Raw genomic sequence first — 20,657 nt, forward strand, 5'->3', positions numbered from 1 at the left:
CGCGGGGACTCAGGTCAGGAAGGAACCTGAACCCCCAGCCTGGCGGGAGCAGCCTTCACGGCCGGAACGCCGTCGCCGTCCTGGCCATACAGCCAGTCGCTGTACTGGAAGTCGTTGTCCTTCCGGCTCTTGAACAGCAGGTTGCGGAGGATCCGGGCCAGCCCCGAGACGTGCCAGGATTCACCCCACACACGGGCGGTGCGCTGGACCCGCGCGGCCCGGCCGGCGCGGACGCTATTGAACTCCCTGATGGCGTCGTCCCAGGCCCCCAGGTTCACGCCGTCGGCGGTGAAAACGGTGCCCTTGCTGGCGTCCTGAAGCGCGGCGGCGTCTTCCAGCGCCTGGCACGCGCCCTGGGCGAGGTACTGGAGCATGGGGTGCGCGGCGTCGCCCATCAGCACCATCCGGCCCGCGACCCAGTTTTCGATCGGGTCGCGGTCGTACATGGGCCAGCGCATGCCGGTGCCCAGATTCTTCAGTGCGTCCCGGACGGCCGGGACACAATCCTTGTAGGCAGCCTCGAGCTCGTCCACGCCGCCGTACTGCTCCTCGCCGCGCTCAAAGGAGGCGGACTTGAATACGGCCACCGTGTTCAGCAGTTCGCCCTTGCGCAGCGGGTACTGCACCAGGTGGCAGTCCGGCCCGAGGTAGACGATGACGTCCTCCAGATCGGCCGCGGGCGTATTTTCGGTGATCGGCACGGTGCCGCGGTAGGCCACATAGGCCGAGGAGACCGGCTCGTCGGTGGCAACGAGCGGACGCAGGGTGGACTTGAGCCCGTCGGCCCCGATCACAACATCGGCGTGGAAATCCACGCCGGTGGCGGTGTGGGCCACGCCCCGGCCGTCGACGGTTTCAACGCTTTCGACCATCACGTCGTTGACCAGCGTGACGCCCGCCGCCTGGCAGCCTTCGAGCAGGACCCGGTGCAAGTCGCTGCGGTGGATCACCACGTAGGGGGCGCCATAACGTTCCGCGAATTCGCCGCCGAGCGTCTGCCGGGTGAGCTCCTCGCCGGTGACGGCATCGCGGAAGACCAGGTGCCTAGGCTGGACACCGATCTCCAGCGCCTTTTCCAGCAGGCCCCAGCGCTTCAGGACGCGGGAGGCGTTGGGTGCCATCTGCAGCCCGGCGCCGACCTCGCCGAACTCGGGCGCACGCTCCACGAGAGTGACGTTCGCGCCGTTTTCACGCAGCGCGAGGGCTCCGGCCAACCCGGCCATCCCCCCGCCGATAACGAGGACATCGGTGGACGTGGCGTGCTCAGACATTGCTTGCTCCTGTGGATGGTTGAAGGGATTTTGACTTGAGTTTGAGGCCGACGGCGGCCAGCAGGATCGCGGCGATGGCGGCGGCTCCGGCGAAGGCGAGGAAGTTGGAGTTGACGCCCAGCCCGGCGGCCAGCAGGAGGCCGCCCACCTGCGGTGCGGCGACGGCGCCGATGCGGCCCATGCCCAGCGCCCAGCCCAGCGCGGTGCCGCGCAGGTGCCCGGGATAGTGGCTCGCCACCGCGGCGATGATGAGGCACTGTGTGCCGTGGGTTCCGACGCCGGCAAGGACCAGCATGAAGTAGACAGCTCCGACGGGCGGTCCGGTCACCAGGACCACCAGTGCACCTGCCGCGACGGCGGCTGCGGCGATGGCGGTGGGCATGGGACCGAACCGCGTCCCGGCCCACGCTGTCAGCACCGAGCCGGCCACAGCGCCCAGGTTCAGGGCAAGGGCGAAGGTCAGGGCGGAGCCCAGGTTGTAGCCGGCCAGCTGCATCAGGTTGGGCAGCCAGGTGCCCAGCCCGTACCAGGCGAACAGCGTGGCAATGGTGGAGACGGCGAACAGAATGCTGACGCCCAGGTAGGGGGCGCGGAGCAGGGACTTGAAGCCTGAGGGCTCCTTGCCCGTGGCGCCGTCGGTTTTCCCAGGGCTGGGCCTATCTCCGGCGCCGGACGGGGCCAGTGTCTCCGGCAGGTATTTCAGTCCCAGCGGCACCACAATCACCAGGGCCAGCACGGCCACAAGGAACATGGCTTCCCAGCCGAAAGCAGGGATCAGACCGATGCCAACGAGGGCGGCGATGGACCCGCCGATCGGGACACCGGACATCATTAGGGTGGCGATGAGCGACCGCCATTTGGCGGGGACCAGTTCGGCCACGAGCGCATTTGCCGAGGGCACCAGACCGCCGAGCCCGATGCCGGCGAGGAGCCGCAGGATGCCGAAGATGGCCGCGTTCGGAGCGAAGGCGCAAAGGACCGTGAAGGCGGAGAAGACCACCGCGCAGCCGAGGACGGTCCGGCGGCGTCCCCAGGAGTCGGCCATCCGGCCGGCGAAGATGGCGCCGATCATCATGCCGACGAAAGCCATGGATCCGATGGTTCCGGCGGTGGCCTTGCTCAGTCCCCAGCCGGTGTCCGAGATCAGGGCGGACTGGACGGTGCCGTAAACGATCAGGTCATAGCCGTCGAAGACGACGAGCAGCCAGCAGACGAGCACTGCGGCGGCCGAGCCTTTGGAGAAACGGGATGCCTGCCCGCCGGCGGACGTGGGGGCAGGGGCCCCGGAGGAAGATCGCCGCGGCGCTGCAGCAGGAAGTGTGTGATTCATCCCACTAGGGTCGGGTGCGGCGCAGGTGAACCACAATACAATTCTGATGTGCAGAAGAAACGCAGCTCCCCCGCGGTGTCGGCCCCGGCCCGGACCTCGGCCCAGAAAAGGCCCGTGCAAAAGCGGCCCACCTACTCCATCGAGGCAGTGGACAACGCCCTGCAGCTCCTTCAGCTGCTGCGCGACGGCGGGACGCTGCGGCTCAAGGATGCTGCCGCGGAGCTGGGCGTGGCCCCGTCCACGGCCCACCGCCTCCTGGCGATGCTGGTTTACCGGGGGTTCGCGGTGCAGGACGAAAACCGGCGTTACGTTCCGGGGCCGGCGATGGGCGTGGGCCCTGCCGGACTGGGCTGGACCCGGCTGCTCCGCTCCCTCGCCCAGCCGCACATGGAGCTACTCTCCGCCCAACTCAACGAGACGGTCAACCTCATGGTCCGGGTGGGCACAAAAGTGCGTTTCCTCGCCACCGTGGAAGGCAACAACGTGCTGCGCGTCGGGGACCGGCAGGGACAGGTAATGCCGGCGAACAAAACCTCCGGAGGCAAGGCCATGCTTGGCGAACTGGAACCGCCAATGATCGAACAGCTCTTCCGCAGCAACAATGCCGAAATTGGCGGGGACACGATTCCTTCCGCGGAGTACCCGGCGTTCCTGCGCGAGCTTGAGTCCATCCGCAGCAACGGCTTCGCGGCCAACTTTGAAGGCACAGAGGATGGCGTGAGTGCCCTCGGCATCGCGCTGCACAACCGCCACGGGCACGTAGTCGGCGCGCTCAGCGTCGCCACTCCCGCGACCCGGTTCCGCAGGGTGTTCGACGCCGGGCTCGTCCCCGCCCTGCGGGAGACCTGCCGGCAGCTGGAGATCGATATCGCGGCTAACCCGGCAGAGCCGGACTGAGCCTCCAGCAGTCCGGCCACATCAGGCCGAACAGATGATTCTGGCCAGCAGAATATGCTGGGGATCACACCGCTCCATCCGTAGGGTCGAACTACGCCAAAAAACTGTTCGGACCTATCGAGGAGGCCTACGTGTCCATCAGCGCCGAGAACACGACCCATGAATCCGTGGCTGCCAGCCATGCGTTGCCGGAGCCAACGCCGGAGGAGGCCGCCCAGCTTGCCCAGTTGTACCGGGACTTCGAGGCGGAGAACCTGGTTCCGTTGTGGACGGAGATCGGGGACCTGATGCCGATGGTCCCGTCCCCGAAGGCGGTGCCGCATGTGTGGCGCTGGAACGACCTGTACCCGCTGGCTGCCCGTGCCGGGGACCTGGTCCCGGTGGGCCGGGGCGGCGAGCGGCGGGCCATCGCCCTCGCCAACCCCGGCCTGGCCGGGACACCGTACGCGACCCCGACGCTGTGGGCCGCGATCCAGTACCTGGGCGCGCACGAAACGGCCCCGGAGCACCGGCACTCGCAGAACGCGTTCCGCTTCGTGGTCGAAGGCGAGGGGGTCTGGACGGTGGTGAACGGGGATCCGGTGGCGATGCGCCGCGGGGACTTCCTGCTCACCCCGGGCTGGAACTTCCACGGCCACCACAACGACACCGACGCCCCCATGGCCTGGATCGACGGGCTCGACATCCCGTTTGTGCACTACGCCGACGCCGGCTTCTTCGAATTCGGCACCGAACGCGTCACCGACGAAGCCACCCCGGATATTTCCCGGTCCGAACGGCTCTGGGCCCACCCCGGACTGCGCCCGCTGTCGGGCCTGGAGGACACCACCAACTCCCCCATCGCCGCCTACCGGTGGGAACACACCGACGCCGCCCTGGCTGAGCAGCTGCTGCTGGAGGACGAGGGCCACCCGGCCACCCTCTCCCAGGGCCACGCCGCTGTCCGCTACACAAACCCCACCACCGGCGGGGACGTGATGCCCACCATCCGCGCCGAGTTCCACCGCCTCCGCGCCGGCGCCGCAACACAAGCTGTCCGAGAGGTCGGCTCCAGCGTCTGGCAGGTTTTCGAAGGCACCGGCACCGTGACCCTCAACGGCGAAGACAAGGTCCTGGTGAAGGGCGACCTGTTTGTTGTCCCCTCCTGGCAGGAATGGTCCCTGACCGCCGACACCCAGTTTGATCTGTTCCGTTTCAGTGACGCCCCCATTTTTGAACGCCTGAGCTTCAACCGCACCTACACCGAAGGACGCAAAAACGCATGAGACTCCTGACACTCCGCCTCTCTAATGAGGGAACAACAGTCACCAAAGCCGTCCGCCAGGACGGCGGCACCCTCACCGAGATCCCCGGCTTCGCCGACGTCGGGGCCCTTCTGCAGGATCCCGCCTGGGAAGCCACGGCGAAGGCGGCCAACGGCGCAACCCACGCGCTCGACGGCGCCGACCTCGCCGCCGTCGTCCCGTCCCCCGGCAAGATCATCTGCGTGGGCCACAACTACCGCAACCACATCAAGGAAATGGGCCGCGAGGTTCCCGAGCACCCCACCCTGTTCGCTAAGTACGCCGAATCCCTCATCGGCCCCAACGATGACCTGGCCCTGCCGCAGGAATCCGACACGGTGGACTGGGAAGCCGAACTCGCCGTGGTCATCGGCAAAACCGGCCGGCGCATCACCGAGGCCGACGCCGCGGACCACATCGCCGGGTACGCCGTCCTCAACGACGTCTCGATGCGGGACTACCAGTTCCGCACCGTGCAGTGGCTGCAGGGCAAAACCTGGGAGAAATCCACCCCGTTCGGGCCCGCCCTGGTCACCAAGGACGAGTTTACCGGCGGCCTGATGACCTCCGCCGTCGACGGCGACATCCAGCAGAGCACCCCCACCAACGACGTGGTCTTCACCCCCGAGTTCCTGGTCTCCTACATCTCCACCATCATCACCCTGAACCCGGGCGATGTGATCGCCACCGGCACCCCCGGCGGGGTGGGCCACGCCCAGGACCCGAAACGCTACCTGCAGGAAGGCCAGATCCTTCTCACCACCATCGAAGGACTCGGCCAGCTGAAAAACCGCGTGGTCAAGGACGCCTGATGGCCGCCCGCACGGACCAAACCACGGACCCGCGCCTGCAGGAAGACCTCCTGCAGGCGCGGCGCGGCACCGCGTTCTTCGCCCGGAAACTGAACGAGCTCACCGATGCAGAGCTCGACGGCGGCACGCGCCTTGCAGGCTGGACCCGCCGGCACGTCGTGGCCCACGTGGGGTACAACGCCCGCGCGCTTGCCCGGCTCATCGAATGGGCAGCAACCGGCGTGGAAACACCCATGTATTCGTCCCCCGAGGCCCGGAACGAGGAAATCAACTTCGGGGCGATGCTGTCCCCGATCGCGCTGCGCCACCTCTTTGACCACTCCGCAGTACACCTGAACGTCGAATGGCGCGACCTGCCCGCCCCTGCCTGGCAGCACGAGGTCCGCACCGCCCAGGGCCGCGTGGTCCCGGCCACCGAAACGGTCTGGATGCGCATCCGCGAAGTCTGGATCCACGCCGTCGACCTGGACAACGGCGCCACGTTCGCCGACATCCCCGGCTCAGTACTGGAGCGGTTGCTCACGGACATCACCGGCGCCTGGCACACCCGCGGCACCGACAACGGACTCCGGATCAACGCCACCGGCACAACCACCGGCACGGACCTGACGTTCGGCGACACCAGCGCGGAAAACCCAACGCTCATCACCGGGCCACTGCCCGCCGTCGTCCAATGGGCCGCCGGACGCGGCACCTCCTGCGTCACCGCCACCGGCCCCGGCCGGGCTGGCGCACACCGCACCGTTCCGGCCGCCCCGAAGTGGATTTGAGCCGAGGCCGCTTACACAAAGTCGGCTGAGCTTGGCTAGCCTTCGTCGCAGAGCAGGTAGCCCTCGACGAGTGCCCGCACCTCGCGGTCGACGGCGGCGGCATCGTCGAGCACGTCGAGGTACGGGCGGAAGACCGGCCAGAGGGCGGCGCGCGACTCCAGCCAGGCCAGGATCCCCGGCCGCTCACCCTCGCGCACCACGTCGACGAGGTCGGCGGCGGTGGACGCCAGGTCGGGGCCGTCCGCGCGCTCCAGCACGGCGTTGACGCGCGCCATGAAGTCCCGCATCAGATCGCTGCGCGAGGGGTAGCACGCGTAGAAAGTCACCCGCGTGGTGCCGGCCGCCGCTGCGATCTCGTCGATGGTGGTGCCCGCATATCCCTACTCTGTGAAGAGTTCAAGAGCCCGCTCGACGATCATGTCTCGGGTCAGCTGCTTCTGGGCTTCGCGCAGTGAGGACATACGGCAATCCTATCGGTGGTGTGAGGCAACCGTCCGCGGAAGGAGCAAAGGATGCGCGCCGCAAAGCGGCCTGACACGCTGTAAAGCTGGTCCAGTCTTAGAGTCCCACAGGCGCCGGCCGCATGAGTGCACCCGGGCCGGAGTCGGCCAGTTTGCGCAGTTTCGGGACGGGGATCCGGTAGTTGATCGCAGCCGAGGTCCCGGAGCCGTTCTTGTCCTCCCAGCGCAGGAGCATCGAATCCAGGCCTTCGCCGGGCTCGCAGTAGTCGGGTGGGCCGGACACTGGCGTGAACCCGGCCGACTTGAGCGACAGGCCGAAGCCTTCCGTCCAGAAGTACGGCTGAAAGGTCAGCTCGGGCCGCGTCCCCGTGGAGCAGGCCGAGGGCTGCGGCCTTCGCCCGGTCGATGGCGCTCGTCCACAGCGGCACGCGCTGAAGCCCGCGGGCGGTCGGAAGAAGGCCACGTCGCCGGCGGCGACAATGTCCGGCCGGAGCCGTCCGCGCGTGTCGGCACGCAACTGCCATTTACGAGGAAGCAATATGGGCGCCTACAACCCCGCCAGCTACCACAACGGCTCAGTCTGGCCCCACGACAATGCGATCATTGCGGCTGGTCTGCTGCGCTACGGCTTCGTACTGGAGGCACAACGGATCGCCACTGCCCTGCTGGAGGCGGCCAATTACTCCGAAGGCAGGCTACTGGAATTATTTTGCGGATTCAGCCGAGAGCAGCTCACCGCGCCTGTCCCCCAATCCAACGGCCTGCTCACCCCAGGCCTGGGCGGCGACTGCACCGATCCGGCTGGTGACCAGCCTGATGCGGTACGACGCGCATGTGTCCCGCGGCGGCCTGTGGATGGATCCCAAACTCCCGGAGTCCTTCGGCGACCTGCACATCACCAACGCACCCATGGCGGTGGCCGGATCACCATCGACATCACCAATTCCGTCCCCACCGTGCATGGGCTTCCCGACGGAATGGTCTTCCACCACGGGCACCGACCATGGATGACCGAACTCGTGGAGCAAGCGGACCGCCGCAAAAGCGATTTGCAGAAGACGCGGCCAGGTGGAACGCATGAGCAGTTTCGGTCCCCGACCGATTGCCTCGGTTATGTCGTGCGTGCCCCTGGCGGCGGGTCGAAATCCGCGTTTAGCGTTACCTCCTAAACGACGGTTTCGCTTTGACGACGACGTTAATCATTGGGGACAGAAGCTGCATTTGCGTGGAATGTGCCAGTCGCCCCGTTGGCGGAAAGCGCGTGGCATGTCTACCAGCTGCCCTCTAATTCGCCCGTTGAGGTCGCTGGCTTGTTTCTAATGGTGGTGACCGGGGCTATGGGCACGAAGATATCCTGACCGGGGATCGCGGCGCCATTCGGGAAGTCGGCTAGGGCCCCTCCACCCTAATCGAGCACGTCGTGCCGGCCTTTCCAAGAGCAGGCAGCCGGTGCGGCACGCTGATGTCAACACGAGCCTGAGGCACGACGATGAATCCCCGGCGCTGCAGGCTGGGGGTCGGCTCCTCGTTATTGACCAGTTTCAGCCTGCAGCGCACCGAACGGGCGGATCACCCTGGTTCGCGGTCCGTTTTCAGATGACAATCATTTGTTTACGGCGTCCTCCGGTTTCTACTCCACGGATTCTTCAAGCAATTCGTGCCTATGGTGGAGCAAGAACTCATACCTATGGTGAAGACCGATCCACGGTGATGCAGCCAGTTCGTCGATGTCGAAAACGTGCCGGGGTGGGGGCGCTTCTTCTGGGCAGGAGATCCGATCCAGGAAGCTGGATCTGAAACCCTTCCGTGCGGGGATGTTGAAGGGAACTCGCCGGCTGCGCATCGTGTCTTCCTCTCATTAGGTGGTCAGGGGCGGGTGTATGTGTCGAAACCACTGATAGCCGGGCGGAGTATTGCGGCCTGGCTAACGGGACACGTCAGGAGAGGTTTTCTCTTAGAAGGCTTTGAGGATGTCTTCGACGCGTTGTTTGGCGTCGCCGAAGAGCATTTGGGAGTTGTCGCGGTAGAAGAGCGGGTTTTGGACGCCGGCGTAGCCGGCGGCCATGGAGCGTTTGAAGACGATGACGTTTTCGGCTTCCCAGACCCTTAGGACGGGCATGCCTGCGATGGGGCTGGAGGGGTCTTCGGCGGCTGAGGGGTTGACGGTGTCGTTCGCCCCGATGACGAGGACCACGGAGGTATCGCCGAGGTCGTCGTTGATTTCGTCCATTTCCAGGACGATGTCGTACGGGACCTTCGCTTCGGCGAGGAGAACGTTCATGTGCCCGGGCAGCCGCCCGGCGACGGGGTGGATGCCGAACCTGACGTTCACGCCGCGTTCGCGGAGCTGGTGCGCGAGCTCGGCGACGGGGTACTGGGCCTGGGCAACGGCCATGCCATAGCCGGGGGTGATGACAACGGACGAGGCGTTGGTCAGCATCTCCGCCGTGGCCTGCGCGGTGATTTCGCGGTGCTCGCCATACTCCGCATCCGCAGCCGCCGGGGCGGCGATCCCGAAGCCGCCGGCGATCACGGAGATAAAGGACCGGTTCATGGCCTTGCACATGATGTAGGACAGGTACGCACCCGAGGAGCCGACCAGGGCGCCGGTGATGATCAGCAGGTCATTGTTCAGCAGGAAACCCGCCGCGGCCGCGGCCCAACCGGAGTAGCTGTTGAGCATGGACACGACCACGGGCATGTCGCCGCCCCCGATGGAAGCGACCAGGTGCCAGCCCAGCCCGAGGGCCAGGGCAGTGACCACGACGAGGAGCCACAGCTGGGAGTCGTTGACGTACCAGACCGTGAGCGCGACGAACGCGGCGAGGGCGCCGAGGTTAATGACATTCTTGCCGGGCAGCATCAGCGGTGAGGACTTCATCCGTGCCGAGAGCTTCAGGAAGGCCACGATGGAGCCGGTGAAGGTGACCGCGCCGATGAAGACGCCGATGAACACCTCGGCGTGATGGATGGCCGTCAGATCCGGAGACAGGTCCGGGGCTTCGAGATGGCCGTTCCAGCCCACCAGCACGGCGGCGAAGCCCACGAAGCTGTGCAGCAGCGCGATCAACTCCGGCATACCGGTCATTTCCACGACCCGGGCGCGCCAGAGACCGATGGCGCCGCCGACGAGTACCGCGGCGATGAGCAGGACCAGGCCGGTGAGGCCCGCGCCGGTGCCCCAAGCACCCTGCAGGGTCAGCCAGATCGTCGCGGCCAGGGCGATGACCATCCCGGTGATGCCGTAAATGACCCCGGCCCGGGCTTTCTCGTGTTTGCTCAGCCCGGCGAGGCTGAGGATGAACAGCAGGGCCGCGACGATGTAGGCCGCCCCCGCAATCGATTCTGCGGTCAACGGACCGGAGACGGTATCAGACACGGTAAGGCTCCTCATTAAGATTCCTGCTGTTACTTCGGTGATGGTGCTCATGAACGTGCCTTCCCGCCACGGGAGAACATCGCGAGCATCCGCCGGGTGACGGCGAAGCCGCCGAAGATGTTAATGCTGGCCAGCAGGACCGCGACCGCGGCGAGCACCTGCATAACGATGTTGTCGGAGGTGACCTGCAGCAGCGCCCCGACCACGATGATCCCGGAAATCGCGTTCGTGACGGACATCAGCGGGGTGTGCAGGGCGTGATGTACTTTCCCGATGACGTAAAAGCCGACCACGATCGAAAGCATCAGCACCGTGAAGTGCTGGGGCAGCGGCGCGGGGGCCACGGCGTTGATCGCGAACAGCACCGCGATGCCGGCGGCAAAGAGCCCCGCCTTACCGGCAGCGCTGAGTCCGGTCGTCTTCTTCGGCGCAGTGCTTTCCGCTGCCGAGGTCGTGGTCTTGGCCGCAGGTGCGGCGGAGACCTGCACCGGGGGCGGCGGCCAGGTCTTCACCCCGTCCCGCACCACCGTCACCGAGCGCTGCACCACGTCGTCGAAATCGATCCGCAGGACCCCGTCCCTGTCCTTGGTGAGGAGCTTGAGCAGGTTCAGCAGGTTCGTCCCGTACAGCTGGGAGGACTGGGCCGGGAGCCGTGCCGGCAGGTCCGTGTAGCCCAGGATGACCACGCCGTTGTCCGTCACGATGCGTTCCCCGGCGACGGAGCCTTCGACGTTTCCGCCCTGCCCGGCAGCCATGTCAACGATCACGCTGCCCGACTTCATGCCGGCCACGTCTTCGGCTGTGAGCAGCTTCGGTGCCGGACGCCCGGGGATCAGGGCGGTGGTGATGATGATGTCCACATCGGCCGCCTGCTCGGTGTAGATCTCGGCTGCACGGGCGTTGTAGGCCTCTGACGTGGCCTTGGCGTACCCGTCGGAGGACTTCATCTCCTCCTCCACCTCGACCTTGAGGTAGGTCCCGCCGATCGACTTCACCTGGTCCGCGACCTCAGGCCGCGGGTCCGTCGCGCGCACAATCGCACCCAGACTGGACGCAGCACCAATCGCCGCCAACCCAGCAACCCCGGCGCCGGCGACCAGGACCTTCGCTGGCGGGACCTTGCCCGCAGCGGTCACCTGGCCGGTGAAGAACCGGCCGAACTCGTGCGCCGCCTCGATCACGGCCCGGTAGCCGGCAATGTTCGCCATCGAACTCAGCACATCCATCGACTGCGCCCGCGAAATTCGGGGCACAGCATCCAACGCCAACGCCGTGATCGGCCGGGCGGCCAACGCCTCCACCAGCTCCGGCCGCAGCCCTGGACTTAGCGACCCGATCAGCGTCGCGCCCTCGGCCAGCCGGCCGATCTCCTCCTCGGTGGGCGGATTAATCCGCAACACCACCTCACTGCCCCACGCCTCATCAGCACCCGCAATCACGGCACCAGCAGACTCATAGGCCTCATCGCGGAAAGACGCGGACTCCCCCGCACCTTTCTCGACCACAACCTCGTAGCCCAATCCCAACAATTGCTTGACGGTGACAGGAGTCGCTGCCACCCTCGTCTCACGGCCCAATTCGGCCACGATCCCAATACGCGTCATCTGTTGCTCTCTTTCATCATGAATATGCCCGGACGGGGAATCCGCCGCCCGGGCGTACCGTACTTATGTTGAATCCCCAGGGAGCCTGCGGACGTTGGCCATCGAGCATCCCGGGGTTACGGGGCCGCGGTCCCAGAGGTCCTGTCTCGCGGCCCTGCGATATCTGGCGCCGGCTTGAGTGCAGTAATTCTCAGCACCGAGACTCCGCCTACGGCGCCATGGAACGGGACATCAGTCGAACCACAGCCAGGCCACACGCTGCCGGTATTGCCTCGCTGCAGTCCCGGCCGGTTGTCCCGATGCGGTAAATCTTTCCTGCTCACCACTTTTCAGCACTTCCCAGAGGCTTTCCAGAGAAAACCACGAAAAGAAATTCATTTCTTCGCGCATTCTCAAGAACTCAGCATTTCGACGTCCAGAAACGACTGTGGATAACGGCCACCGTCCGGGGTGCCTGGAACGAGAGGAACCTGATCCATTCAGGTTCGGGACCATGCAGTTGTATCCCGGGAAGGGCAGCGGCGGTCTCCTGGATGATGACAGCCGCCTCGAGTTCTGCAAGCCTGGCACCGAGGCAGCGGTGGATGCCTGATCCAAACACCAGGCCCGGGGACGCAGAGGACCCCCGAAGATCCACCTGCGGAGCCGTCCGTGGAGCCGAGGACTGGCGTTCAGGCCCGGACGGTGAGGTGACTTGGTTACCGCTCAGTTCGAGGAGGATTTCAGACCCAGCCCTAATCCGCGCGCCCCCAAGGGTCGTGTCGTGCGCTGCCACGCGGCGCCAAGTCGGGACGGATGATTCGGTCGCCAGCACGTGTCTGACCACGGACTTGGAGCCTGCGTCCGACGCCGCATCCTCCCAGCCTCCAGGCGCGGACCCTTCAAGGAGACGAAACAGGGCGGTGCTGATCAGTTGTGTTGTAGTTTCCTGTCCGGCGATCAGCAGGAAGTAGCCCAGGGAACATATTTCCGGTGTGGACAGGCCGTGCTCGGCCAGGGATTTGAACAGGTTCCGTCCGGGGGCCGACCTGCACTCGGCCACGAGTTTCCGCAGCCAGACGTAGAAATCGGCGGCGCTGCGGGCAAGCTCGAGTTGACGGTCTTCATCAGGCCAGCCCCAGAACAGCTCCATGGAGTCCAGGCCCCACCGTTTGAGGTCTGCAAGATCCCGGACGGGCAGCCCGAGGAGTTCAAGCATGACCACTGCCGGGGGAAACGCCGCGACCGCCTGCACGAGGTCCACGTGGCCGGAAGTGTCGAGTTGCGCCGAGGCGTTCCGTGCCGCATCCCTGGCCAGTTCCCGGATCCGCGGTTCCATGGCGACGACGGTGGCCGGTGTGAAGAATCCTGCAACGACCTTGCGGATCCCGGCGTGGGTGCTTGTGTCGTTGCTGGCCAGCACGGGCGGCAGTGCAAAGCCCACTTGCTGCAGCACGCGCAGGGCCGGCCCTTCCAAGGGGGTCACGGCGATCAGGGCATTGCCCGGGCTGAAGTCGTCGGGCCGGTGAAGGACGTCCCGCACCGTGTCCGGCTCCCGCACCACGAGGTACGGGCAGCGGGCGCGGCCGGAGCCTTCCACCAGGGACTCGGCGGATCCAATCACCGATAGCAGCGGGTTCATGCGGGCAGGCCATTCAGCCAGGCAGTTGCTCCGGCACGGAAATCCGCAGGGGAAAGCTCCGAGGCTTGCTCCGGGAGGGCGCCAAGGAAGGGTACCCGCAGTGTTCCGAGCACGTGCCTGTTGCTGTGATGTACGAAGCCAGGGTTGCGTGGCCAGCTTCCGAGTACGACCCCAAAGACCTGCAGGTCCCGCGCTTGCAGCGCTTCGAGGGTCAGGGCGGTGTGGTTTAGGGTCCCGAGCGCCGGCCTGGTGACCAGCACAATTGCTGCCGCCAGGAGTGATCCGAGGTCCGCCAGCGTGCCGCCGTGGGAATCCAGTTCTACCAGGAGGCCGCCTGCGCCCTCCACCAGGACGTGGTCGTGGGACGCGGCGAGCTCGCGGATCCGCTCGGCGTGCGCAGTAATCGGGGGGAGGGGCGTTCCGTCGACGGCGGCGGCGGCGACGGGCGCCAGCGGCTGCTGCAGGACGACCCCGGTTTCGGTTGTCACGGCGCCGGCGAGCCGGACAATTTCGGCGGCGTCGGAATCGCCGTCGGCGGCGCCTGACTGGCACGGTTTGTACACCGCGACGCTGCGCCCCGTTCCGTGGAGGACGGCGGCGAGGGCCGCCGTCGTGATGGTTTTGCCGACGCCGGTGTCCGTACCGGTGACCAGGATGATGCCGGGCAGGTTCATGGAAGTTCCTCCAAAATGCGGCGCAACACTGCGCAGCTGTCTTCGATTTCCTTGGGAGTAAGGGTGGCGCGGGCAGTGAGCCGCAGCCGTGCAATCCCGTCCGGAACGGACGGCGGCCGGAAACAGCCGATCCGGACGCCGGCGGTATGCGCGGCCTGGGTGGCCGCCAGGGCTGATTCGGCGGAGGGCATGGTGATGGACTGGACGGCCCCCGTTGTCGGCTCGACGGCGGCGCCGCGGCCTGTAAGGGCAGGGGCGAGCCCTGCGGCCAGCGCCGCAGCGTTCCTCCGGACGGATCCGGCCCGCCAGGGCTCATCCCGGATGATCCGCACAGCGGCGAGGGCTGCGGCGGCGGAGGCAGGCGCCAGGCCGGTGTCGAAGATGAAGCTCCGCGCCCGGTTGACGAGGTGCTCCCGCAGCAGCGCGGATCCCAGGACCGCTCCGCCTTGGCTGCCCAAGGCCTTGGACAGCGTCGCGGTCACGACCACGTTCGGATGCCCGGCAAGGGCTGTCCCGGCCACCGAGCCGCGGCCCTGGAAGTTCCCGGCGCCGGCGACTCCGAGGCTGTGGGCCTCGTCGATGAGCAGCACGGCGTCGTGTTCCTCGGCCAACGCCAGCAGCCCGGCGATAGGGGCTTCGTCACCCAGGACGCTGTAGAGGGACTCGACGGCGATGAGCGCGCGCGGCTCCTGCCGGTCGGCAAGCAGGCGGGCGGCGTCCGCCACGCTGTTGTGGGTGAAGAATTCGGTGCGGGAACGGCTCAGCCGGAACCCGTCAATCATCGAAGCATGACAGTGTTCATCCGCGACGATCAGGGTCCCGGGTCCGCCCAACGCCGTGATCACACCGATGTTCGCCAGGTAACCGGAAGAGAACACCAGCGCCGATTCCATCCCGGCCAGCATGGCCAGTTCCTGCTCCAGGTCCAGATGCAGACGGGTGGTTCCGGCCACCAGGCGCGAGGACGTGGCACCCGCACCCCACAGCGACACTGCCGCCGCAGCGGCCTCGGCAACCCGCGGGTCCGCCCCGAGCCCCAGATAGTCGTTGCTGGCCAGGTCGATGAACTGTTCACACGCCACGCGAGCAAACGGGCGGCGGACCAGGCCCCGGCGGTCCCGGACTGCGGCCTGACGCTCGAGCCACTGTGTCATCGAGTTACTCATGCCGCGCCTCGGGACCGTGCCCGGACGCGGTCATGGACTTCGGCGACGGCCGCCGTCATGCCCGCGGTGATCTGGTCAACATCCGCCGCGGTGCTGATGTACGGGGGCATGGTGTAGACGAGGTTGCGGAACGGCCGCACCCAGACACCGTGCCGGATGGCGGCGGCAGTGACGGCGGTGACGTCCACGCCGTCGTGCAGTTCGATGACGCCTACCGCTCCGATGGTGCGGACATCCCGCACAGCCGCAAGCGCCAGCGCCGGGGCGAGCCCGGAGACTAAGCCAGCGCCGATCCGGGCGACGTCGGCCCGCCAGCCGCCGCCGCCGATGATGCCGAGACTCGCGTTGGCAACCGCACACGCCAGCGGGTTGCCCATAAACGTGGGGCCGTGCAGCAGCGCACCGGCCTGGCCGCGGGACACAGTCGCCGCGATCTCTGCAGTGCAGAGCATGGCGGCGAGGGTCAGGTACCCGCCGGTCAGGGCCTTGCCCACACACATGATGTCAGGCACGACGCCGGCATGATCGGCCGCAAACAGCTCGCCGGTCCGCCCAAACCCGGTGGCGATCTCATCAAAGATGAGCAGCAGACCATGCCGGTCCGCCACCTGCCGCAGCACTGTCAGGCATTCGGCCGGGTACGCGTGCATGCCGCCCGCGCCCTGGAGGACCGGCTCGACGATGACCGCGGCCAGCTCCCCGGAATGCACGGCAGCGGTCTCTTCAAGCTCCGAAACCCACGCCCGTATGCTTTCCGGTGTGGCAAAAGCCGCAGCCGGGGGACGCGGCGCAAACACATTGCCGGCCAACAGGCCCGGGAACGCGGAGTGCATGCCGTCCACGGGATCACAGACCCCCATCGCCGCGAACGTGTCGCCGTGGTATCCGCCGCGGAGGCTCAGTAACCGCTGCCGTTGTGGGTGCCCCGATGCGGTCTGGAACTGCACCGCCAGCTTCAGCGCAACCTCCACGGCCACCGAACCCGAATCCGCAAGGAACACCCGCTCCAAACCCGGCCGTCCTGGCGCGGAAGGGGCCATGTCCACCAGCCGCTCGGCCAGTTCCACCGCCGGGGCGTGCGTGAGGCCGCCGAACATCACATGGCTGAAGCTCTCCAGCTGCCGCCGTGCGGCGTCGTCCAGTACCGGGTTGCGGTAGCCGTGGATAACCGACCACCACGAGGACATCGCATCCGCCACCTCATAGCGGGTGCCGTCTTCGCCTCGAAGCTGCAGCCGCACGCCGTCGGCCCCCTCGACCTCCCAGAGCGGCAGGTCCGGGGATGCGGGCGCGTAGGGGTGCCACAACCGTGCGCGGTCCCGCTGGAGCAGGCCCGGCGGTGTCTCACCGCTCATGGTGCAAGCACCCCGTGGCGGGAACATTCGGCGGTCCAGCCCAGCGGCGTCACCTGGACTTTCATCCGGCGCCGGCAGGCGGCGCAGTACCGCGGCGGCTCCATCGTGAGATGCTCGGCGCAGCGGTGGTGAACGTCCGACGTCGGCCTGGCGTCGCCGTCGGACGGTACGCCGCAGTGCCCGCAGAACCCAGCCGTGGTTGAGCCTGCTGGGTCGGCGGTGGTTGAGTTCGAAGAAACTGGGGCCACGACCGCCGGGTTCCCTGGCCGAGCCTGCGAGGTTAGGGAGCGGTTGGGGATCATAGCGTTTTCTGGAGTTCCTTGATGGGCATGTTGAGTTCCACCAGGAGGTTGAGGTCGGCGTTCGCGGGGCGGCCCAGGGTGGTCAGGTAGTTGCCGACGATGACGGCGTTGATGCCGCCGAGGAGGCCTGCCTTGGTCCCGAGGTCACCGAGCGTGAGTTCGCGGCCGCCGGCGTAGCGCAGCACGGTGCGGGGCATGGCCAGCCGGAACGCGGCGATGGCGCGGAGGGCGTCCTTGCCGTCCATGATGCCCTGGTTCTCCAACGGCGTACCCGGGCGGGGGTTGAGGAAGTTCAGCGGGACCTCGTGGGGTTCGAGGGCTGCGAGCTGGGCTGCGAGTTCCGCGCGTTGTTCCAGGGTTTCGCCCATGCCGATCAGGGCACCGCAGCACAGTTCCATACCGGCGTCTTTGACCATGCTGCAGGTGTCGAGGCGCTCCTCGTAGCTGTGGGTGGTGACGACTTCGGGGAAGTAGCTGCGCGCGGTTTCGAGGTTGTGGTTGTAGCGGTGCACGCCCCAGCCGGCGAGCTGGTCCACCTGGCGCTGGGTCAGCATGCCCAGGGAACAGGCGATGTTGATGTCCACTTCCTCGTTGATGCGGTCGATCGCGAACTTGATCTGGTTCATCAGCTTGATGTCCGGGCCGCGGACGGCGGCCACGATACAGAACTCCGTGGCACCGGTGGCGGCGGTTTCCTTCGCAGCCTTGACCAGCTCCGGGATGTCGAGCCAGACGCCGCGGACGGGGGAATCGAAGAGGCCGGACTGGCTGCAGAAATGGCAGTCCTCGGGGCAGCCGCCGGTCTTGATGGAAATGATGCCCTCCACCTCGACGTCCTCGCCGCAGTGTTTCAGGCGTACCTCGTGGGCCAGCTGCAGGGCGGCGGGCAGGGCTTCGTCCGGAAGCTGGAGGATTTCGACAAGCTGGTCCTCGGAGAGTCCGATGCCGTCGTCGAGGACCTGCCGGCGGGCAGTGTCGAGAATTGCGTAGTTGGTGGTCGCGGGAAGTGCCTGAATCGTCATTGATTGTCCTTTGCGCTGGGGCTGTGTGGATATGCCTCACGGGCGACAGTAGTTTCAGACTGATCGCACGATTTTGTCCGGTCCCTACAAGAACTGGGCCGTCAGTTTGTTTCGCCCGGCGAGGCCGCCAGACGGCCGGGCGCCTGGGACCAAAGGGGCACGCCAGATCGATCATCCCGGTCAGGAAATAGGTCTTCCCGACGCCGCCTTCCCCCAGGATCAAATAGCTTGATCCCCTGCCGGATTTCAGGCGCTGCATGGCACCGGCGATCATCCGACCGGGGTGGTCCTGCTTGACCGCGGCTTAGGCGAGCGTCAACCGCAGGGGCACAGAGTCCCAGCCACGAAGGGTGTTGTTGTGATGGCGTTCGATCGCCGAAGCCAGTTCGATGCCCTTGATCCGGGGCACCAGTTGTTCCAGCAGTGACGCCGCCTGGAGGCGGGCTGCGTGCTGGCCCACGCACTGGTGGATGCCCATGCCGAAGGACAGGTGCCCGGACGGGTCGCGGGAGAGGTCGAACTTGTCGGGGTTTACCCAGCGGCGCGGATCGCGGTTCGCCGCTGCAAAGCAGAGCATGAGCCTGCTTCCTTCGGGGATGACGCTGCCGCCAATGGTGACATCGCAGGAGGTCTTACGGAAGATCTGCTGGACCGGGGATTCCCAGCGCAGCGATTCGTCGAAGGCAACACGCGCCAAGTTGGGCTTCTTGCGCAGCGCTTCCCACTGCTCCGGGTTGGAGGCAAAGGCGTAGAGCATGCCGGAGATCCCGTAGACGGTGGTGTCCACGCCGGCCGAGAGCAGCGAGCGGGTCAGTAGCGGGGCTTGCTCGTGCAGGATGTCGCCACGGTCGGCGGCGGCCCAGATGTCGGCGCCGAAGCCCTCGGGCTTCAACGCGTCGCGCTGGCACTTGGCGGTGGCCCACTCGGTGTATTCGGCGGCCTTGCACTTGCCCTGTTCCACGAGCTCGTTGTCGGGGCCCAGTGCATTGAAGATGTGGTCGGCATAGGGCACCAGGTTTTCGCGGCCCTCCTCGGAGATGCCGGAAGCCTCGGGGAAGAAGTTCACCGGAAGCTTCGAGCCGATGTCGCGGTGCCCGTCGACCTCGACCGTCCCGCCGGGGGTGGATCCTGCCAGCAGTCCATCGATGATGCCGCTGGCCATTTCCATGCAGCCGTCCTTCATGGAGCGCAGCACCCGGGAGGACATGATCGCCTGCAGCACCTCGCGTGGTGCGTCATGCTGCGGCGGATCCATCTGCAGCAGGCCACGGGCACGCCACGGCTCGTTGAGGCCCACGCCGGAGCCGGAGGTCAGTTCCTGCCAGTTCGCGACGGCGGCCGAAAGGTCCTCGTAGCGCCCGATCGCGTACGCGTTGTACTTGGACAAAAACACCACGGGGCCGGCCTCGCGCAGGCGCTCCTGGAACGGCAGGGGGTTGTCCAGGATTTCCGGTGAGAACGGGTCATCGTCGAGGACCGGGATGGTTCCGTGGTTAACGGGGCACTTCGTCACTGTCGACATGGGGTAGCTCCTAAAGATCCAGCACGAGGCGATCGGTGATCGCGCGTGAGACACATACAAACATTCGGTCGTTCTTGGCGCGCTCCGCGTCATTGAGCAGCGAGTCACGGTGCTCCGGGGTACCCTGCAGGACGCTGACCTCACAAGTGCCGCACACACCTTCGTTGCAGGAGGAGAGCACCGGGACGCCGGCATCGCTCAACGCCGAAAGCACCGTTTCGTCGGTCCCGACGGTGATGCACCGCTTGGACAGTGCCAGTTCGAGTTCGAACGGCTCGGTCCGCACCGGTGCAGGCAGCGTTGCCGGCACGAAGCGTTCGAAGCGCACCGCCCAGGACGGCCACGCGGCTGCGGCACCGGCCACCGCGTTCAACAACGGCTCCGGTCCGCAGCAGTAGACCCGTCCCCCGTCGAGGGGTTCGTTCAGGAAGGTGAGGTTCAGGTGGCCCAGTTCGTCCTGCGGCCAGATGGTGACCTTGTCGCCGTACTGGGCGAGCACGTCGAGGAAAGCCATCGAGACACGCGTCCGGCCGCCGTAGTGCAGGTGCCAGTCGATGCCCAGCTGTTCAGCGGCGGTAATCATCGTCATGATCGGGGTGATCCCGATGCCGCCGGCAATGAATTCGTAGCGGGTCGCCTGGGACAGGTGGAAGTTATTGCGGGGAGTTCCCACAGTGAGCATGTCCCCGACGGCGAGCCGGTCATGGATGTAGCGGGAGCCGCCCTTGGAGTTCGGTTCGTTCAGGACCGCAACCTCATACCCGTGCGGGTCCCAGCGGTCGCCACACAGGGAGTAGTGGCGCGAGAGGGCTCCGGCATCGGCGGTGGGGAGCACCAGTTCGATGTGTGAACCGGGTGTCCAGTCAGGGACGCGGCCGTTGTGCGGCTCCTCGAGTCGCAAGCGCACGACACCATCGGCGATGACATCCTTCCGCGCGACCCGGAGGGACTGGATCCCAGGGTGACCGGCAGCGGGCTTGGAGGCCGACAAAGCGTCGACCGTGAGCGAAGCGGCATTAGTAGGCATATAACGATCATCCGCGCAACGCACAGCTGTAATCAATCTCACAAACCTATCAAGGCGATAGCCACGTAGCAGCGGGCGACTGCTTGACAGCGAACCACAGCTGTATTTGACACAAAAACGTCCCCGTGTACCGCAGGTGCGGTACACGGGGACGTTTGTCC

Annotated in this window: 17 protein-coding genes and 2 pseudogenes; 5 read left to right on the forward strand and 14 right to left on the reverse strand. The window is 66.5% G+C overall.

Annotated elements, in window-relative coordinates:
* Positions 1-14 precede the first annotated feature (14 nt).
* Both MUN23_RS20745 and MUN23_RS20750 read right to left on the reverse strand, forming a co-directional pair.
* Positions 15-1,271 (reverse strand): FAD-dependent oxidoreductase, encoded by a 1,257-nt coding sequence (locus MUN23_RS20745; protein WP_248760839.1) that lies wholly within the window; start codon positions 1,269-1,271, stop codon positions 15-17.
* Positions 1,264-2,601, reverse strand: coding sequence for an aromatic acid/H+ symport family MFS transporter (locus MUN23_RS20750; RefSeq protein ID WP_248760841.1), 1,338 nt, complete (start codon positions 2,599-2,601; stop codon positions 1,264-1,266). The genes MUN23_RS20745 and MUN23_RS20750 overlap by 8 nt, the downstream gene beginning before the upstream one ends.
* A gap of 75 nt (positions 2,602-2,676) precedes the next feature.
* Between MUN23_RS20750 and MUN23_RS20755 the strand changes: the two genes are divergently transcribed.
* The 4 genes from MUN23_RS20755 to MUN23_RS20770 all read left to right on the forward strand — a co-directional run bounded on the left by MUN23_RS20755 (position 2,677) and on the right by MUN23_RS20770 (position 6,363).
* On the forward strand, positions 2,677-3,498 hold the full coding sequence (locus tag MUN23_RS20755; protein WP_371876047.1) for an IclR family transcriptional regulator: 822 nt from the start codon (positions 2,677-2,679) through the stop codon (positions 3,496-3,498).
* Between the two features lie 131 nt (positions 3,499-3,629).
* The gene (locus MUN23_RS20760) at positions 3,630-4,763 is read left to right on the forward strand and encodes a cupin domain-containing protein (RefSeq protein ID WP_248760843.1); all 1,134 of its coding nucleotides are present in this window, start codon (positions 3,630-3,632) and stop codon (positions 4,761-4,763) included.
* Entirely contained in the window at positions 4,760-5,593 is an 834-nt protein-coding gene (locus MUN23_RS20765; protein WP_248760844.1) for a fumarylacetoacetate hydrolase family protein, read from the forward strand. Before MUN23_RS20760 ends, MUN23_RS20765 begins: the two co-directional genes overlap by 4 nt.
* Positions 5,593-6,363 carry a maleylpyruvate isomerase family mycothiol-dependent enzyme gene (locus MUN23_RS20770; protein ID WP_248760845.1) on the forward strand — a complete coding sequence of 257 codons (771 nt, stop codon included), beginning with the start codon at positions 5,593-5,595 and terminating at the stop codon, positions 6,361-6,363. Before MUN23_RS20765 ends, MUN23_RS20770 begins: the two co-directional genes overlap by 1 nt.
* Positions 6,364-6,398: 35 nt before the next feature.
* Here the strand turns inward: MUN23_RS20770 and MUN23_RS20775 are convergent.
* Positions 6,399-6,731, reverse strand: a pseudogene (locus MUN23_RS20775) (TetR/AcrR family transcriptional regulator); the annotation flags it as partial.
* A 190-nt stretch (positions 6,732-6,921) separates the two neighbouring features.
* A complete protein-coding gene (locus tag MUN23_RS20785; protein WP_248760847.1) occupies positions 6,922-7,107 on the reverse strand; it encodes a hypothetical protein in 186 nt (61 codons plus the stop codon).
* Positions 7,108-7,357: 250 nt separating this feature from the next.
* Between MUN23_RS20785 and MUN23_RS20790 the strand changes: the two are divergent.
* Positions 7,358-7,867 (forward strand): annotated as a pseudogene (locus MUN23_RS20790) (amylo-alpha-1,6-glucosidase); the annotation flags it as partial.
* A 911-nt stretch (positions 7,868-8,778) separates the two neighbouring features.
* Here MUN23_RS20790 and pntB read toward each other — a convergent pair.
* The 10 genes from pntB to MUN23_RS20840 all read right to left on the reverse strand — a co-directional run bounded on the left by pntB (position 8,779) and on the right by MUN23_RS20840 (position 20,496).
* On the reverse strand, positions 8,779-10,218 hold the full coding sequence (pntB, locus tag MUN23_RS20795; protein WP_248764165.1) for a Re/Si-specific NAD(P)(+) transhydrogenase subunit beta: 1,440 nt from the start codon (positions 10,216-10,218) through the stop codon (positions 8,779-8,781).
* Positions 10,219-10,250: 32 nt separating this feature from the next.
* Entirely contained in the window at positions 10,251-11,807 is a 1,557-nt protein-coding gene (locus MUN23_RS20800; RefSeq protein WP_248760848.1) for a Re/Si-specific NAD(P)(+) transhydrogenase subunit alpha, read from the reverse strand.
* Between the two features lie 231 nt (positions 11,808-12,038).
* A complete protein-coding gene (locus MUN23_RS20805) occupies positions 12,039-12,197 on the reverse strand; it encodes a hypothetical protein (protein WP_248760849.1) in 159 nt (52 codons plus the stop codon).
* Positions 12,198-12,207: 10 nt separating this feature from the next.
* On the reverse strand, positions 12,208-13,428 hold the full coding sequence (locus MUN23_RS20810; RefSeq protein WP_248760851.1) for a cytochrome P450: 1,221 nt from the start codon (positions 13,426-13,428) through the stop codon (positions 12,208-12,210).
* A complete protein-coding gene (bioD, locus tag MUN23_RS20815) occupies positions 13,425-14,102 on the reverse strand; it encodes a dethiobiotin synthase (RefSeq protein ID WP_248760852.1) in 678 nt (225 codons plus the stop codon). The genes MUN23_RS20810 and bioD overlap by 4 nt, the downstream gene beginning before the upstream one ends.
* Positions 14,099-15,256: an 8-amino-7-oxononanoate synthase gene (locus tag MUN23_RS20820; RefSeq protein WP_371876048.1), complete on the reverse strand. Its 1,158-nt coding sequence runs from the start codon at positions 15,254-15,256 to the stop codon at positions 14,099-14,101. The genes bioD and MUN23_RS20820 overlap by 4 nt, the downstream gene beginning before the upstream one ends.
* Positions 15,257-15,264: 8 nt before the next feature.
* On the reverse strand, positions 15,265-16,623 hold the full coding sequence (locus MUN23_RS20825) for an adenosylmethionine--8-amino-7-oxononanoate transaminase (RefSeq protein ID WP_248760854.1): 1,359 nt from the start codon (positions 16,621-16,623) through the stop codon (positions 15,265-15,267).
* 298 nt (positions 16,624-16,921) lie between these two features.
* On the reverse strand, positions 16,922-17,947 hold the full coding sequence (gene bioB, locus MUN23_RS20830) for a biotin synthase BioB (RefSeq protein WP_248760855.1): 1,026 nt from the start codon (positions 17,945-17,947) through the stop codon (positions 16,922-16,924).
* A gap of 304 nt (positions 17,948-18,251) precedes the next feature.
* Positions 18,252-19,469, reverse strand: coding sequence for a cytochrome P450 (locus MUN23_RS20835; RefSeq protein ID WP_248760856.1), 1,218 nt, complete (start codon positions 19,467-19,469; stop codon positions 18,252-18,254).
* A 10-nt stretch (positions 19,470-19,479) separates the two neighbouring features.
* Entirely contained in the window at positions 19,480-20,496 is a 1,017-nt protein-coding gene (locus MUN23_RS20840) for a PDR/VanB family oxidoreductase (RefSeq protein ID WP_248760857.1), read from the reverse strand.
* Positions 20,497-20,657: the final 161 nt, after the last annotated feature.

This window comes from Pseudarthrobacter sp. SSS035 (genome assembly GCF_023273875.1).
Lineage (GTDB): Bacteria > Actinomycetota > Actinomycetes > Actinomycetales > Micrococcaceae > Arthrobacter.

Coding starts and splice junctions, on each gene's coding strand:
- MUN23_RS20805 (WP_248760849.1), bottom strand. CDS start 12,197: ATGCGCGAAGAAATGAATTTCTTTTCGTGGTTTTCTCTGGAAAGCCTC.
- MUN23_RS20750 (WP_248760841.1), bottom strand. CDS start 2,601: ATGAATCACACACTTCCTGCTGCAGCGCCGCGGCGATCTTCCTCCGGG.
- MUN23_RS20745 (WP_248760839.1), bottom strand. CDS start 1,271: ATGTCTGAGCACGCCACGTCCACCGATGTCCTCGTTATCGGCGGGGGG.
- bioD (WP_248760852.1), bottom strand. CDS start 14,102: ATGAACCTGCCCGGCATCATCCTGGTCACCGGTACGGACACCGGCGTC.
- MUN23_RS20835 (WP_248760856.1), bottom strand. CDS start 19,469: ATGTCGACAGTGACGAAGTGCCCCGTTAACCACGGAACCATCCCGGTC.
- bioB (WP_248760855.1), bottom strand. CDS start 17,947: ATGACGATTCAGGCACTTCCCGCGACCACCAACTACGCAATTCTCGAC.
- MUN23_RS20770 (WP_248760845.1), top strand. CDS start 5,593: ATGGCCGCCCGCACGGACCAAACCACGGACCCGCGCCTGCAGGAAGAC.
- MUN23_RS20800 (WP_248760848.1), bottom strand. CDS start 11,807: ATGACGCGTATTGGGATCGTGGCCGAATTGGGCCGTGAGACGAGGGTG.
- MUN23_RS20820 (WP_371876048.1), bottom strand. CDS start 15,256: ATGACACAGTGGCTCGAGCGTCAGGCCGCAGTCCGGGACCGCCGGGGC.
- MUN23_RS20840 (WP_248760857.1), bottom strand. CDS start 20,496: ATGCCTACTAATGCCGCTTCGCTCACGGTCGACGCTTTGTCGGCCTCC.
- MUN23_RS20825 (WP_248760854.1), bottom strand. CDS start 16,623: ATGAGCGGTGAGACACCGCCGGGCCTGCTCCAGCGGGACCGCGCACGG.
- pntB (WP_248764165.1), bottom strand. CDS start 10,218: ATGAGGAGCCTTACCGTGTCTGATACCGTCTCCGGTCCGTTGACCGCA.
- MUN23_RS20765 (WP_248760844.1), top strand. CDS start 4,760: ATGAGACTCCTGACACTCCGCCTCTCTAATGAGGGAACAACAGTCACC.
- MUN23_RS20810 (WP_248760851.1), bottom strand. CDS start 13,428: ATGAACCCGCTGCTATCGGTGATTGGATCCGCCGAGTCCCTGGTGGAA.